Source organism: Affinibrenneria salicis (assembly GCF_008710095.1).
The window spans coordinates 1-15,582 of sequence record NZ_VYKJ01000003.1 but is presented as its reverse complement, the minus strand read 5'-3'; the positions used below and the strand labels follow the sequence as shown (position 1 = coordinate 15,582).

The window sequence follows — 15,582 nt, the reverse complement described above, 5'->3', positions numbered from 1 at the left end:
GTTATCGGCTGGAAAGGGTAAATATTTGGTAAAAAATTTTTCTGCGGCGGAGAACTTTTTACCCGCCGCAAAGTCAGAATAAGTGCCACTGCTTTTCTTTGATGTCCCCATATTGAGGAGCCCATCGACCCCGCCATTCAGGTTCAAGGTCGATGGGCGTTTTCTTTTCTGTCCCCTTGCATCGCGCTTGCCCGCCGGGGAGTCGACGCCCGCGCCGTCAGTTGAACCACTGGTCGAACTTCATCAGCACATAGTCCCACAGCCGGCTGAACAGCCCGCCTTCGGGCACCGCCTCCAGCACCACCAGCGGATGACGGGCCACGCTTTGTCCGTCCAGTTGGAAATTAACGGCGCCCACTACCTGATTCTTGCCGAGCGGCGCCTCCAGCCGGGGCTGGTTTAGCGTATAGCTGGCCTTCAGATTTTTCATCTGGCCGCGCGGAATCGTTAGCGCCGCATCCTGCGCCACGCCCAGCTTCACCTCTTTGTGCGCGCCGAACCACACCCGTTGACTGGTGAACACCGTATCCGCTTTCACCGGCACCACCGTTTCAAAGAAACGGAATCCCCAGGTCAGCAGCTTTTCGCTTTCGCGAAAACGCTCCGCGTCGCCCGGGGCGCCGAGCACCACGGAAATTAGCCGCATGCCGCCGTCCACCGCCGAGGCCACCAGACTGTGCCCGGCGCCGGAAGTGTGGCCGGTCTTGATGCCGTCGACCTGAAGATTACTGCTCCACAACAGGCGATTACGGTTTGGCTGGCGAATGTTATTAAAGACAAACTCCTTTTCCTTATTGAGCGCATATTCCCCGGGCACATCGCGGATCAACGCCTGACCGATCAGCGCCATATCGCGCGCGGTGCTGTACTGCCCCGGCGCGTCCAGCCCGTGCACCGTAAGGAAGTGGGTATTTTGCAGACCCAGGGTGTTGGCATAGCCGTTCATCAGGCTGACGAAGGCGTCCTGACTGCCGGCCACATAGTCGGCCAGCGCGATGCTGGCGTCGTTGCCGGACTGAATGACGATACCGCGATTCAGATCTTCCACCGCCACATGATCGCCGGGTTTAAGGAACATCAGCGAAGAGCCGCGCAGCGCCGGATTGCCCGTCGCCCAGGCGTCACGCCCGACGGTCACCATATCCCTCGGCCCAATCTTGCCGGCCTTGATAGCCTGGCCAATCACATAGCTGGACATCATTTTCGTCAGACTGGCCGGGTCAAGTCGCTGATCGGCATTGGCTTCAGCCAGCACTTTGCCGCTGTGGTAATCCATTAAAATAAAGGCTTTGGCGTCGATCTGCGGCGCGGCGGGCGCCTGCTCCGCCGCCTGTGATGAACAAGCCAACCATGCCGAGGTCAGCATCAGCACGGTCAATCGGAAAGAGGAAACATTTTTTTTCATGATATGGCCACAGTATCCTTTCAAGATCGTCAATAACAGCCGGAACGGAATACACAGAAGCGGGCGGGGTTTTAACTCAGCCCAATAACGTTCAGAAAGCGGCTCGCAGGCAAATCAACCGATCCCCGTGCGCCGGAAGGCGCGGATTACCCGCTCGGCGCGCCGGTAACCCGAAAAAAATGGGGATATATTATCTTGCACAACGTTGCTAAAAGTAACGTGATGTCCCGAGCGATAAAACAGAATGTCAGTAAAGTTTTCTAAAGTTTATTAGAGATGTCCTGGAATGCGGGATGCAAACGCGGCGCAAAGAGAGGATCGAAACAGCGAGGGGGAAAGAGAAAAGTCTGGCGCCGCGCTAACCGTCAGGACGCCAGACCCGAAGAACGGCGTTAGCGCCGTTCGCGTTTATCGGCGCGTTTCGCCAGCCAGTCGCCCAGCGTCTGCACCACCTGCACCAGAATCACCAGCGCAATAACCGTTACGATCATTACCTGCGTTTCATAGCGGTAGTAGCCGAAGCGGATAGCCAGGTCGCCTACCCCGCCGCCGCCGACAATACCGGCCATCGCCGAATAGCCGATCAGACTGACCAGCGTGATGGTCAGCCCGCGCAGCAGGCCGGCCCGCGCCTCCGGCAGCAAAACCGTGCCGATGATGCGCAGCGGGCTGGCGCCGAAGGCTTCCGCCGCCTCGACAATGCCCGGGTCGACCTCGCGCAGCGCGCTGTCGACCAGACGAGCATAGAAGGCGATGGCGGCCACCGACATCGGCACCGACGCCGCAATCGGCCCGATGGTGTTGCCCAGCAGAATCTGGGTCAAAGGCAGCAACAGCACCAGCAGGATGACAAACGGAATCGAGCGGATAATGTTCACCAGCACCGTGCTCAGCAAATACAGGAAGCGATTTTCCCAGAATAGATGCCGGTCCGTTACATAAATCAGCATACCGAGCGGCAACCCGCCAATTAGCGCGAACAGGGTGGAGATCCCGACCATCTGGAAGGTTTCGCCAAACGCAGCCAGCAAATCAGCCCATAAATCAGCCATGTAACACCTCCACCTGCGCCGTTCTCTGCCGGATATGCGTCACCGCTGCTTCAACCTGCGCCGGATCGGACGGATGAGTCAACAACGCCACCAGCAAACCGAGCGCGCGATTGCCGATATACTCGATTTTGCCATGCAGAATATTGATCGAAACGCCAAAACGGGTTGCCACGTCGGAGAGCACCGGCTGCTCGGCCGATTCGCCGACGAACATGATTTTCAACAGGGTGCCCTGCAGCCCTTCCATCAGACGCGCCGGCAGTTCGAGGTTCAAAGTGTGGGCCACCAACTGGCGGGTGAAATCGTGCTGCGGCGTGGCGAAAATATCGAACACGTCGCCCTCTTCCACCACCCGGCCGCCGGTCATCACCGCGACGCGATCGCAGGCGGTTTTAATTACGCTCATCTCATGCGAGATCAGCACAATCGTAATGCCCAGCCGACGGTTGATCTCTTTCAGCAATGCCAGAATAGAGGCCGACGTATCCAGATCCAGCGCCGAGGTCGGCTCATCGCACAGCAGCACTTCCGGATGGTTGGCGATGCCGCGCGCGATACCGACGCGCTGTTTCTGACCGCCGCTCAGCTGCGCCGGAAAAGCGTCGCGCTTATCGGACAGCCCGACCAGCGCCAGAATTTCCGGCACGCGCCGGGCGATGGTCTGCGCGGACTGTCCGGCCGCCTTCAGGCTGAACGCCACGTTCTCCGCCACGGTACGCGTTTGCATTAAATTGAAATGCTGGAAGATCATGCCGATTTTCTGTCGCTGTTCGCGCAACGCTTTGCCGTGCAGATCGCTGACTTTCACCCCGTTGACGTTGATCACTCCGCTGCTGGGGCGCTGTAACAAATTAATGGTGCGCAGCAGCGTGCTTTTACCCGCGCCGCTGGTGCCCACGATGCCATAAATTTCGCCCTTGCGGATATGCAGGCTGACATTATCCACTGCGCGTGTCCCGCCTTCCTTACCTTGCGGAAAGTCAACGCAGACACTCTCTAACTGAATCATTATCTGTCCGCCCACCCTGTTATTTTGCTGCGTTTTGCGGCGTCAGCATCCAGTCCGGTTTCTGGAACTGGCTGAACATGGTGGCCGGATCGTTGATCACCGCCGCATAGGCCGGAGATTCCACAATCGCCTTGATATCTTTGGCAAAAGGTTTATCCACATCGGCGCTGCGCACCACAATCACGTTTTTCAGATTTTCATCCAGCGTTTCCAGACTGAGCGCGGAAGAGAGCTTCAGACCGGCGGCCAGCGCAAAATTACCGTTAATCAGCGAGCCCGTGACGCTGTCCAGCGTGCGCGGCAGCTGCGCCGCCTCCAGCGGTTTGAACACCAGGCCGCGCGGATTGGCGACGATATCTTTTTCCGAGGCTTTGGTCGGGTCGATATCCGCTTTGATGGTGATCAATCCCTGCGCCTGCAGGAAACGCAGGCCGCGCGCCAGGTTGGTCGGATCGTTGGATAAGGTGATGATATCGCCTTTTTTCAGCTCATCCTGAGAATGAATCTTACGCGAGTAAAGTCCCATGCTGGCGGTCGGCACCGTCAGCAGTTTCGTCAGCTTCAGTCCTTTATCCGCGGCGAATTTATCCAGATACAGCGTGTGCTGGAACAGGTTGGCGTCAATACTGCCGTTGGACAGCGCCAGGTTGGGCTGCACGTAATCGCTGAACTCGCGCACCACGACTTTGTAGCCCTTCTTCGTCAGTTCAGGTTTGATCGCCTGGTTAACCATATCGCCATAAGGCCCCGGCGCCACGCCAAACACGATGGTCTGCGGGTCGCTATTGGCCATCGCCAGCGGCATCCCGCAGGCCAGCAACGCGACACCGAGCGCCGCGCGGATACGATAAGAGAATTTCATAAAATTAAACCTTAATTACACAAAATCATCAGGGATTTCATTATCAGGAGAGAGAAATTAAACCATAAATACTAAAAAGATATATCATTATTTCTCGACCACTTTGCGACCCGCCGGCCGGTAGACCGGCAGCGCATTTCTTTTCATCGATAGCCGAAATAATTCGGGCTGCGGGAACACGGCAGCCCGCAGGATGAAGTCCAGGGACGGAGCGAGCGATCACGCCTGCGGCCTGAAGAATGACGGGCATATTCTGCGAGGTTTGTTATGGTGACCATCTGGGGAAGAACCAACTCCACCAATGTGAAAAAGGTCTTGTGGTGCGCGGCCGAACTGGCCCTGCCGTTTGAACATATCCTGGCGGGCGGCCAGTTCGGCCGCAACAAAGAGGCGGACTACCTGGCCATGAACCCGAACGGTCTGATCCCCTGCCTGCAGGATGGCGATCTGGTGCTGTGGGAATCCAATACCATCGTGCGTTACCTGGTCGCGCGCTACGGCAAAGATTCGCCGCTCCACCTGCCGAATGCAGCCGCACAGGCCAGCGCGGAAAAATGGATGGACTGGTCGCAGACGCTGGCGATTCCGTTTATCAGCGTGTTTATCAACCTGGTGCGCACCGCGCCGGAACAACGTGATGAGCAGGCGGTAGAAAAAGGCATGGCCGAGTGTGAAAGGCTGCTCACCATTGTCGACGGGGCGCTGGCTCGCCAGCCGTGGCTGAGCGGCGCCAGCTTCGGCGTTGGCGATATTCCTCTCGGCTGTCTGGCCTACGGCTGGTTTAATATGGCGATCGACCGCGCGCCTCATCCGCACCTGACGCGCTGGTATCAACAACTGACGCAACGTCCGGCCTACCGTGAAACGGTAATGTTGCCGTTGACCTGACGTCCGGGCGCAGCGGCCGGCGCGCGCGGGTTATTGCGCCGTTTTCAGCCCGACCTTCAGCAGCTTGCCGTTGCGCTCATCGGTCAGGACATACAGATAACCATCCGGCCCGACGCGCACATCGCGGATCCGCTCATGGCGATCGCTCAGCAGGCGCTCTTCGCCGATCACGCTATCGCCGTCCAGCCGCAGACGAATCAGATTTTGCTCCGCCAGCGCGCCGATAAACAGCGAGCGCCGCCACGACGGGAAACGGGCATTGTCATAGAACGCCATGCCGCTCACGCCGGGCGATTTCTTCCAGACATAGTGCGGCGCCTCGGTGCCCGGCGCGCCCTCGCCCTGCGCTTCCGGGATCTTCAGCCCGCTGTAGTTGACGCCGTGCGTCGCCAGCGGCCAGCCGTAATTTTTTCCCGCCAGCGGCAGGTTAATTTCATCGCCGCCCCGCGGTCCGTGTTCATTCAGCCACAGCGCGCCGCTCCACGGATTGAGCGCCATCCCCTGCGGATTGCGGTGCCCCAGCGACCAGATTTCCGTTCGCACGCCCGTCTGACCGACCCAGGGGTTATCGGCGGGAATGCCGCCCTCCGCCGTCAGGCGGACCACTTTGCCCTGCAGTTTGTCGCGCGCCTGCGCCGTCGGGCGCTGATTGTTTTCCCCCAGCGCGACAAACAGATATCCCGCGCGATCGAAAACCAGCCGGCCGCCGAAATGACTGCCGCTGGATAACTTCGGCTGCTGACGAAAAATCACCGTAAAATCATCCAGCCGCGTATCATCATGCGACAGGCGTCCATAGCCCACCGCCGTGCCGGCGCGCCCGCTGGCGTCCGCCTCGGCAAAGCTCAAATACACGCGGCGGCTGCGGGGAAAGTCCGGCGCCAGCGCCACATCGAACAGACCGCCCTGCGATCTGGCGTACACCGCCGGCACGCCGGCGATCGGCGCGGACAGACCGCTGTCGGCTCGCCAGCGGCGCAGCCGTCCGTCGCGCTCGGTAATCAATAATCCGCCGTCGTCCGGCAGAAAGTCCAGCGACCAGGGGTGACTCAGTTCATCCTGTAATTCACTCACCTCAAGCGATTCCGCGCCCGATGCGGCGGCGGACAGCAGCATAGCGCCGCACAGCGCCAGCGCGACGGAAAAACAGTGCGACATGGGGCGTCTCCTTGCAGACAGCGTGCTATAAATTTAGGCGCCCGACGGGCGATGAGCAAAAAATGAACGGATGATTTACATTTACTGAAGAAAGGGGCGGCACGTTGATCAGGCGGCAATCGCCAGGCAATAAGCTCTCTTTATTGTGGGATTCGGAGACTGCGGATACCGGAGAGGCGCGGAGCTAACGGTTGCGGCGGCGCGTTAAACGACTGAACAGAACGACCCGAATACGGGGCGCGCCAGAATAAGCCGGGACGGCGAATATGGTTCATCGACCTGCGTCAGACCGGCCGGCCTCGCCGACGCAAAGACGGTTGGCAATAACGGAGATACCGTTCGTTTTTCGCCCTCAAATCGTCAGATTAGCGTTTCAACGAGGCTCAGCGGCACGCCTTTATACAGAAAACCCTGAATGCCGATGTTCCCCTGTTCATGCATCTGCGCCAGATGGTCGTAACTTTCCACGCCTTCAATAATAATTCGATCACAATACAGGCCGATATTGTGCAAAATCGCCGGCCACATCTGAGTATTGCAATGATGCCAGAAGAAACTCTTATCAATTTTCACCGTTTCAAAACAGCATGATTGCACGGCTTCATAGTTGGCGTTGCCCACCCCGAGATCGTCCAGCCATAAACAACCGTAGCGTTCTTTGAGCGCTTTCAGCGTGGGGTTTTTCATACCGGCGTCAAGATTGGGAAAGCGCTCGGAGATTTCCAGCCGGACAAACGGCAAATTGTCCAGCAAGTCGCGCACCTCCTGGTTGTCGAGGATAATAGAAGCCATGTCAAAATCGATATTGACGGAGCACAGCAGCCGGTAACGGATAAAAAAAGCGGCTTTGCGCCCTATCTCCTGCAACTGGCTGGTAAGCAAGCGGCGTTTGGTATCCACGATTAATCGCGACACAAAATACTCCGCATCGATCCGGCCCTGCGTAAAACTGCCGGTATTGAAACGCGTCAGAACCTCGACGCCCAGTAATTTACCATCCAGTTCTCTTATCGGTTCTGCTATGTACTCACATAAAATCGAAAAACGGAGCTTCAGCATAGCTGTACTGTCCGTGGTTAAGAAACTAATAGTTTAAGTATAAAATCAGTTTAAATGATTAATATAAATATATCGATCGTTAAAATCGATGATTAAACCTATCAATTTCAGCCGATCGATCGTTAAAACAAATATAACTGGTTAATTATATTTTTATTATCACTTTTATTTATGACTTATTTTGGATGATTTACCCGCGGCGACAAACCGTCGGGAATAGATTTGAACGCCGCGATCTGCGGCCCCACTGGGGAGAGGCCAATGAATGGGACAGATAACGCAGCCAGCGTACCCGCGGCCAGAGGTATGGGCGGTATCTTTCACTTGTCATTTTGAACCCGGACAGAGCGCCTGATCCGCCATCTCCGGACGGCTTTTGTCTCTAAGTTAGCGTTTCCGCTGGCTGAGCCTGACCACTAACTAATAACGGACACAAGGCTAAGTAAGTTACACCGTTAACCGATGAGCCGTTGCGACTAACCACAACAGTGACCGGCGACGAAAAACGTTCATCGTCAGAAACAGCCGGGAGCGCATTGGTCGGAAGCCGTATCGACATCCAGCGAGAGAGGCATCGCGCACGACCAAAATTACGATCAATAATAGCAACATCATCATAGGGATAGAAAATAAAAGGACATCGGCCCGGATTTAGCCGCCGCGCCGGCATCATCTCTCTCGCCCTGGCGGCGAAGATAACTGTACAATTTTGGTCCTGACCCCGGTAGAATCGCCGCCGTATTTATCATCATATTGAGTAATGTTAATGTCACAAACTATGACCCCTACGCAACCACGCATTGGATTCGTTTCGCTCGGCTGCCCGAAAAATCTGGTCGACTCCGAACGTATTCTCACCGAGCTGCGCACCGAAGGCTATCAGGTCGTGCCGCGTTATGATGATGCCGAGCTGGTTATCGTCAATACCTGCGGCTTTATTGATAGCGCCGTGCAGGAGTCGCTGGAAGCCATTGGCGAAGCGCTGAATGAAAACGGCAAGGTGATCGTCACCGGCTGTCTGGGCGCGAAAGAAAATCAGATCCGTGAAGTGCATCCTAAGGTGCTGGAAATCACCGGACCGCACAGCTACGAACAGGTTCTGTCGCACGTTCATCAATATGTGCCTAAGCCGCAGCACAATCCCTTCACCAGTCTGGTCCCGGCGCAGGGCGTGAAACTGACGCCGCGTCATTACGCCTATCTGAAGATTTCCGAAGGCTGTAACCATCGCTGCACCTTCTGCATCATTCCCTCCATGCGCGGCGATCTGGACAGCCGCCCTATCGGCTCCGTGCTGGACGAGGCCAAACGCCTGGTCGACTCGGGGGTAAAAGAGCTGCTGGTTATCTCGCAGGATACCTCGGCCTACGGCGCGGACGTGAAACAGCGTACCGGCTTCTGGAACGGCCAGCCGGTCAAAACCAGCATGCTGAGTCTGTGCGAACAGCTGGCGACGCTGGGCGTATGGGTGCGTCTGCACTATGTTTATCCTTATCCGCACGTCGATGAGGCGATCCCGCTGATGGCCGCCGGCAAGATCCTGCCCTATCTGGATATTCCGCTGCAGCACGCCAGTCCGAAAATCCTGAAGCTGATGAAGCGTCCAGGCGCCGTGGAGCGCACGCTGGAACGCATCAAACGCTGGCGCGAAATTTGTCCGCAGCTGACGCTGCGCTCCACCTTTATTGTCGGCTTTCCCGGCGAAAGCGAAGAGGATTTCCAGATGCTGCTGGATTTCCTGCGGGAAGCGCGGTTGGATCGGGTCGGCTGCTTTAAATACAGCCCGGTGGAAGGCGCGACCGCCAACCAGTTGCCCGATCCGGTGCCGGAAGAGGTGAAAGAAGAGCGCTTCCACCGCTTTATGCAGCTACAGCAGCAAATATCCGCTTCGCGCCTGCAGGAAAAAGTGGGCCGCGAACTGCTGGTGTTGATCGACGAAGTCGATAAAGAAGGCGCCATCGGCCGCAGCATGGCCGACGCGCCGGAAATCGACGGCGTTGTTTACCTGAATGGCGAACGCGGGGTAAACGTCGGCGACATCGTCAGGGTGAAGATCGAACACGCCGACGAATACGATCTGTGGGGCAGCAAAATGTAACGCAATGGGCCGGCGCGCCGCTGCGGCGGGCGTCGGCCATCCGCTGACGCCCGAACCGCGACCAGACCATTTCCCGCCATACGCTGAAAAATACTGCAACAACACCCGATAACGCTACCTGCGCCTTGCGTCAAACCGGCGGGTAAAGTAGCCTTGAACCATGATTCAATCTCCCTCTGGATTAAGACAACAGCATGTGGAAGCGCCTGATATTCAGTCTGTTAATCGCCGTCGGCGCGCTGGTACTTTCAGCAATTGCGCTCGATCGCTGGATCGGCTGGAAAACCGCTCCCGACGTTTATGACGATCTGCAGGCGCTTCCGCATCGTCAGGTCGGCGTCGTGCTGGGCACCGCGAAATATTTGCGCACCGGGGTGATTAACCAATATTATCTGTATCGCATCCAGGGCGCGCTGAACGCTTATAACAGCGGTAAGGTTAATTATTTGCTGCTTAGCGGCGACAATGCCCTGCAGAGTTATAACGAACCGATGACTATGCGCCGCGATCTGATCGGCGCCGGCGTGCCGCCGGGCGACATCGTGCTGGATTATGCCGGTTTTCGCACGCTGGATTCGATTGTGCGCACCCGCAAAGTGTTCGACACCAACGATTTCACCATCATCACCCAGCGCTTTCACTGTGAACGGGCGCTGTTTATCGCGCAGCACCTCGGTATTCAGGCGCAGTGCTACGCCGTGCCGGCGCCGAAAAATATGCTGACCGTCAGGCTGCGCGAGATCGCGGCGCGCATCGGCGCGCTGAACGATCTCTACCTGCTGAAGCGCGAACCGCGTTTCCTCGGCCCGCTCATTCCGATTCCGGCGGAACATAAGATCCCGCACGACGTACAGGATTATCCGGCGGTCACGCCGCAACAGCTGGCCGATCAGGAAAGGCGGCGGGAAGACGCCGCCGGTAAACCGTCGGCGCAACAGCAGCCTGAAATGCGGACGCCCGGCGCCGATTAACCAACGGCGGGCCTTTTCAGCGTCCCGCCGTCCAGCCGGTCAGCTTGCGCCAACCCCATTCCAGCGGTCCCTGCGGGAAATAGCGCAGCCAGCAGGCGGTGAACAGCAAATTAGCCAGCCAAATCAACGGCACCATAGCCAGCAGTTGCAGACGATCGAAACGCATAAATAACCCGAACTGATTAAACAGAGTGGTGCATATCAGCGTTTGCAGCAGATAATTGCTTAACGCCATTCGGCCGACCCCGGTGACGAGCCGCACCCAACGCCAGCGACACAGCCGCGGCCAGAAAGCGTAACACAGCGCCAGATAGCCGATCGCCTGCAGCGGCGCGCTCAGTTCGCGCGGGAACTGCAGCAACAGCGCGCACCAGCGGTACTCCCAGTCCAGCAGCCACTGCCCGGCCACGCCCGCCGCATTGATCAGCAGCCCCAGCGCCACCAGCCCATAGCCGGCGCGCCGATAGTGCGCCAGACTAAACTCCCCTTTCAGCCAGCCGCTGCGCATCAGCCCCGCGCCGAGCAGCATCGAACCGGCCAGCAGCCAGCCGTACTGAACGCCCAGCGACAGCAGCCCGTCGGACAACAAACTCAGCCGCTGGCGCCAGGCTTCCGGCCCGCCCTGCATTTGCCAGCTCGCCTCGCGGGCGATATCGAGGGCGCCCGGCAGCCAGTAGCTACCGGGCTGCGAACCGAGCAACCTGCTCAATACCAGCAGCATGCCCAGCCCGATGCCGTACAGCAGTACCCCGCTGCGCAGCAGCATGCGGCTGCCTTCCGACTGGCGGATAATGCTGTAGCAGACCAGACCGAGCAGACCATAATCCAGCAGAATATCGCCGTCCCAGAAGAAAACGCCGTGCAGCAGGCCCAGCAACATCAGCCAGAAAAAACGCGCGTGCACCCAACCTCTGCCGCGCGGCAACAGCAACTGGATACCGGCGCCGAACAGCAGCGCGAACAACGTCAAAAACTTCGCCTGCGCCACCAGATCCATCAGCGCCCACGCCAGCGCGTCGCCCGTCGAGGGCTGCCCCTGCCAGGCCGGGTTAAGATAGGCCGCCTTCGGCAAGCCGAAAGCGATGATATTCATCAGCAGAATACCGAGGATCGCCACGCCCCGGGCGAAATCCAGAGTAGCGATGCGCGGCGTACTTACGCCGGGAGCAGGATTAATTTCTGACGACATGCGTTAACCTGATACGAAAAAGGGAGCCTGGCGTATGACATTGCGGTAAACGACAATGCCGGTTGTGTGCCGGCGCGGCGGCGCATGCGCGCCGGGAGCCGCTGTCATTCTGACATGTTATCCCGGCGCTGACGATCAGTTATGGTGGCGAACCGCGCGCAGAAACTCCTGGCGGGTATTTTGGCTGGACTTAAACAGGCCGCCGAGCGAAGTGGTGGTGGTGGCGCTGGTGGCGTCGCGAATACCGCGCGCTTTTACGCAATAGTGCACGGCGTCGATCGAAACCGCCACATTGCTGGTGCCCAACAGGGTTTGCAGCGCAATCAAAATCTGCTGCGTCAGACGCTCCTGCACCTGCGGGCGCTGAGAGAAAAACTGCACGATGCGGTTGATTTTGGATAAGCCAATCACCCCGTCTTTCGGGATATAAGCGACCGTCGCCTTGCCATCAATGGTGACAAAGTGGTGCTCGCAGGTGCTGGTCAGGGTAATATCGCGCACCGTCACCATCTCGTCCACTTTCATTTTGTTTTCGATAATGGTGATTTTGGGAAAATTAGCGTAATCCAGCCCGGAAAAAATTTCGTCCACATACATTTTAGCAATACGCTGCGGTGTTTCCGCCAGACTATCATCGCTGAGATCGAGACTAAGCAAATTCATAATCCCGGTCATATGTTCCGTAATGCGGCGTTTACGCGTTTCGCTATCCAGCATCTGACCCCGCAGCGGTGTTTCCAGCCCCCGCGCCAGCAGCGCCTGATGCACCAGCGTGGCTTCTTTACTTAGCGATGATGACATTCATTATTCTCCAGCAGGTCTTATACCCTTCATACCTCAAGCGGCGGGCGCGTTGGTGTTGTTACTCGTCCCGTCCATGGGGCTCGCCCTTGCAGGACCGCCGCCAGCGACGTTCAAATCCGCTCCCGGCAGATTTGTCGCTCAGTCCGGTTGATTATCGCTGTAAGCCCCTGAGGACTCGCTGCGTCACCGCCTGCCCGCAACTCGAATTATTTTGGGTATACTCGGCTGGCGCCGTACGCGCCAGAATTTCTGGCCCACACTCTAGTGGAGAGACAGACGATGATCCAGTGATTGTATGTCATGATAGATGAAATAGGTTCAGGTTATCATCCGCCGCGCGCCGCGGACGCCCGGGCGACGCCGACTATCGCACTCAAATAATACCGGCAGAAAACGTGATATTCGCCATACGGCAGGCTGCCTATACGCTGGCTTTATTACCCACCGATACAGGACCGGCGCGCTGCGTTGTTGAAAACGATCAGGTTTTGCCCTGCAACTCGAATTATTGAGCGTATATGCTATCTTCATTAATATCCGCGGCAAGGCGTTAATTCATTAGCTTACTATACTCGTCATACTTCACGCTGCAGGCGCGCCGGCGGCGCTAATTATTCCGTCTCCTGGCGGTGATCTCTGCGGGGGGCGCCGCCAGCGGCGTTCAAACATGTTCCCGACGAATGCGCCGCTTGCTTGCCGCGTTACGGCGCGCATAAATCAGCCACGCCCTTAAAGCGCCGCCGCGTTGCGTTATTCAAAGCGATAACGTTTTGTCCTGCAATTCGCATTTTTAGGGTATATATGCTAAATAACGGATCTCAATATCGACAGGTAAAAAAATGGAATATTACGGCTACGTTTTAATAAAATTCATCATCGGCTTTGTCATTGTTATTACCCACCTGAATTTATCCGGCAAAACCCAACTTTCACAAATGACTCCGGTCGATTTTATCGGCAACTTCGTGCTGGGGGGAATTATCGGCGGCGTTATCTATAGCGACAGCATCCCGCTGTACCAGTATGTGATCGTGTTATTTATTGGCGTCGGCCTTATTTCACTGCTGAATTTTATCACTAAACATGTGCATTTTTTCCGTTCGGTCGCCATCGGCGATCCTCTGCCCATTATAAAAAAGGGCCGCTTTCTGATGGATAATATTCTGCGCAAGAAGAGCAAAATCGACATACTGAACGTCGCGTCGCAGCTACACGCTCAGGGGATTCACTCCTTCCAGGAAATTAGCTACGCGCAGATCGAGCCCAGCGGCCAGCTGACGGTGGTGTGTGAAGGTTCCGAAATGCCGTCGGTTATTATCATGAAAGACGGCAAAACCCGTCCTGATGAACTGCGCGGGATCGAAAAAGACGAGGACTGGTTAACCAATGAGATGAAGCGGCACAATATCGAGTGTGATGATGTGTTTATCGCCGAATTCTGGGATGGTAAACTGATGTTTATTCTTAAAGATGGCGAGTGCCTTAAATAACCGACGGCGCCAGGACCCGCACACAAAAGCGAGGAGAAAAAAACGCGGCAGCTCAAATCCGCCGCGTTTTTTCTCATGATTGATGCGGTTAACTACGGATCTTACGGTAAATAAACAGCACCACGATGGCGCCGATCACCGCCACGATAAAGCTGCCGAAATTGAATCCGTCAACCCGGCCATAGCCAAAGAAGGTACTGATATAGCCGCCGACAACCGCGCCAATAACGCCGAGAACCACCGTCATAATAAAGCCGCCGCCGTCTTTGCCCGGCATGATCCATTTTGCCAAAATACCCGCGATGAGACCAAAAATAATCCAGGAAATAATACCCATATTGAACTCCTTGCCTTTACATAATGCCCTCAATTTCAGGCGCTGGCCGGCTGGCATCGTCCGTGCAGACCGGACGCTAATACATTAAACGTCCGGTGATTCACTCGCATGCCGCCTTCCCGCCCCCGAAATTTATTGAGCATAGATTATACCCGACATACTCCAAGCTGCAGGCGCATTGGTTGCGCTCAATTATTCGGTCCATCCCTGATGCTCCCCCTGCGGGCAGCACAAGCGCAGTCCAAAACGATAACGTTTTGTCCTGCACCTCGAATTATTTAGGGCATACAACATTAATTGTTTTCTGCTTTCTGACCCTCAGCCACGGCGGTGTTGTTATCAGTACTGTCCGCTTTTTGTTCGATGCTGTTTTTAATCTGTTCGGCTTTCGCTTTCGCCTGTTCGGAAAGTTCACCCGCGCCTTTTATCGCATCGTTCTGAATGTTTTTTGTCTGCTCGACAATTTGCGTGCTGGTCTGACTGGCATCCTGTTTTACCTCTGCGGCTTTCGCTTTAGCCGCGTCGGTCAGCGCATTCGCTTTTTTGCTCGCTTCATCTTTTATCGCCGCGGCCTGTTCGCTCAGCTGTTTTGCCTGGGCCGATGCATCCTGTTTAATCGCCTCGGCCTGTTGTTTCGCGGCATCGGTCAGTTTATTTGCTTTTTCAGCTGCGGCATCTTTGATTTGCTCTGCGTTGTCTTTAGCCTTATCAAGATTAGCGTCAACCTTTGATGAATCATCACACCCCGCCACCAGCAGGCCAATCAGTGATGCAAAGATGACTTTATTCCACAGTTTCATAATGACTGTTCCTTGAAATTGATTCGTATATTATGTGATATAGACGTCATATATTATGGTCGATCCCGGCAGAAAAGCAAATCCCGGAGATGAAAATAAGATTTTTATAATCAATATCTTATTAGTTTTAGCGCCATGAAACGCGCCCTAAACTTAGACCGGCATTCGCATCTGCGACGCTATTTTTCGTCGCCTGCGTCCATTAACGAATATCGCTATTAATCACGCGGCGGTATTTTTAATAGCAAATTATCCGATAACGCCTGGCGATAATGATGCAAATACCGCCGCCGTCAACCAATATATAGCAGACAATAAATATCCTCCGGCATGGCCGGAGGTTTTTCATATGCGCCTGTAAGGCTTTGTTACCAGCCGCGCCCTAACAGGCGCATCACGATCTGACATTTGCATCTATGGATTACTTACGGCCCGTAAACGGGCTACCCGGATACGGTAT

14 protein-coding genes are annotated in these 15,582 nt (G+C 56.1%); 4 read left to right on the top strand and 10 right to left on the bottom strand.

Translation table 11 applies throughout. The annotated features are described in order from the left end of the window. Positions 1 to 217: 217 nt before the first annotated feature. The 4 genes from FJU30_RS07285 to FJU30_RS07270 all read right to left on the bottom strand — a co-directional run bounded on the left by FJU30_RS07285 (position 218) and on the right by FJU30_RS07270 (position 4,328). On the bottom strand, positions 218 to 1,366 hold the full coding sequence (locus tag FJU30_RS07285; RefSeq protein WP_223881545.1) for a serine hydrolase: 1,149 nt from the start codon (positions 1,364 to 1,366) through the stop codon (positions 218 to 220). Positions 1,367 to 1,797: 431 nt separating this feature from the next. Next, positions 1,798 to 2,457: a methionine ABC transporter permease gene (locus tag FJU30_RS07280; RefSeq protein ID WP_150434326.1), complete on the bottom strand. Its 660-nt coding sequence runs from the start codon at positions 2,455 to 2,457 to the stop codon at positions 1,798 to 1,800. Beyond that, positions 2,450 to 3,466 (bottom strand): methionine ABC transporter ATP-binding protein, encoded by a 1,017-nt coding sequence (locus FJU30_RS07275; protein ID WP_150434325.1) that lies wholly within the window; start codon positions 3,464 to 3,466, stop codon positions 2,450 to 2,452. Before FJU30_RS07275 ends, FJU30_RS07280 begins: the two co-directional genes overlap by 8 nt. 19 nt (positions 3,467 to 3,485) lie before the next feature. After that, positions 3,486 to 4,328, bottom strand: a complete 843-nt coding sequence (locus tag FJU30_RS07270) for a MetQ/NlpA family ABC transporter substrate-binding protein (RefSeq protein ID WP_150434324.1) — start codon at positions 4,326 to 4,328, stop codon at positions 3,486 to 3,488. Positions 4,329 to 4,595: 267 nt separating this feature from the next. Between FJU30_RS07270 and FJU30_RS07265 the strand changes: the two genes are divergently transcribed. Beyond that, positions 4,596 to 5,216: a glutathione S-transferase family protein gene (locus tag FJU30_RS07265; protein WP_150434323.1), complete on the top strand. Its 621-nt coding sequence runs from the start codon at positions 4,596 to 4,598 to the stop codon at positions 5,214 to 5,216. Positions 5,217 to 5,246: 30 nt separating this feature from the next. Here the strand turns inward: FJU30_RS07265 and FJU30_RS07260 are convergent, their stop codons facing one another. Further along, positions 5,247 to 6,332 carry a PQQ-dependent sugar dehydrogenase gene (locus FJU30_RS07260; RefSeq protein ID WP_150434653.1) on the bottom strand — a complete coding sequence of 362 codons (1,086 nt, stop codon included), beginning with the start codon at positions 6,330 to 6,332 and terminating at the stop codon, positions 5,247 to 5,249. A gap of 402 nt (positions 6,333 to 6,734) precedes the next feature. Continuing rightward, the gene (locus FJU30_RS07255; protein WP_150434322.1) at positions 6,735 to 7,433 is read right to left on the bottom strand and encodes an EAL domain-containing protein; all 699 of its coding nucleotides are present in this window, start codon (positions 7,431 to 7,433) and stop codon (positions 6,735 to 6,737) included. A 778-nt stretch (positions 7,434 to 8,211) separates the two neighbouring features. Here FJU30_RS07255 and rimO point away from each other — a divergent pair. Together rimO and sanA are read left to right on the top strand one after the other, a co-directional pair. After that, positions 8,212 to 9,531, top strand: a complete 1,320-nt coding sequence (rimO, locus tag FJU30_RS07250) for a 30S ribosomal protein S12 methylthiotransferase RimO (protein ID WP_150434321.1) — start codon at positions 8,212 to 8,214, stop codon at positions 9,529 to 9,531. A 194-nt stretch (positions 9,532 to 9,725) separates the two neighbouring features. Further along, entirely contained in the window at positions 9,726 to 10,502 is a 777-nt protein-coding gene (sanA, locus tag FJU30_RS07245; RefSeq protein WP_150434320.1) for an outer membrane permeability protein SanA, read from the top strand. A 16-nt stretch (positions 10,503 to 10,518) separates the two neighbouring features. On the opposite strand, the gene yeiB is transcribed toward sanA, so the two are convergent. Together yeiB and folE are read right to left on the bottom strand one after the other, a co-directional pair. Next, positions 10,519 to 11,691, bottom strand: coding sequence for a DUF418 domain-containing protein YeiB (gene yeiB / locus FJU30_RS07240; RefSeq protein WP_150434319.1), 1,173 nt, complete (start codon positions 11,689 to 11,691; stop codon positions 10,519 to 10,521). Positions 11,692 to 11,826: 135 nt separating this feature from the next. Further along, positions 11,827 to 12,492 carry a GTP cyclohydrolase I FolE gene (gene folE, locus FJU30_RS07235; RefSeq protein ID WP_150434318.1) on the bottom strand — a complete coding sequence of 222 codons (666 nt, stop codon included), beginning with the start codon at positions 12,490 to 12,492 and terminating at the stop codon, positions 11,827 to 11,829. An 842-nt stretch (positions 12,493 to 13,334) separates the two neighbouring features. On the opposite strand from folE, the gene FJU30_RS07230 reads away from it, so the two are divergent. Beyond that, on the top strand, positions 13,335 to 13,985 hold the full coding sequence (locus FJU30_RS07230) for a DUF421 domain-containing protein (protein WP_150434317.1): 651 nt from the start codon (positions 13,335 to 13,337) through the stop codon (positions 13,983 to 13,985). Between the two features lie 88 nt (positions 13,986 to 14,073). Here FJU30_RS07230 and FJU30_RS07225 read toward each other — a convergent pair whose 3' ends face one another. Together FJU30_RS07225 and FJU30_RS07220 are read right to left on the bottom strand one after the other, a co-directional pair. Continuing rightward, positions 14,074 to 14,322 (bottom strand): GlsB/YeaQ/YmgE family stress response membrane protein, encoded by a 249-nt coding sequence (locus FJU30_RS07225; RefSeq protein WP_150434316.1) that lies wholly within the window; start codon positions 14,320 to 14,322, stop codon positions 14,074 to 14,076. 293 nt (positions 14,323 to 14,615) lie between these two features. Further along, on the bottom strand, positions 14,616 to 15,122 hold the full coding sequence (locus FJU30_RS07220; RefSeq protein WP_150434315.1) for an E3 ubiquitin--protein ligase: 507 nt from the start codon (positions 15,120 to 15,122) through the stop codon (positions 14,616 to 14,618). Positions 15,123 to 15,582: the final 460 nt, after the last annotated feature.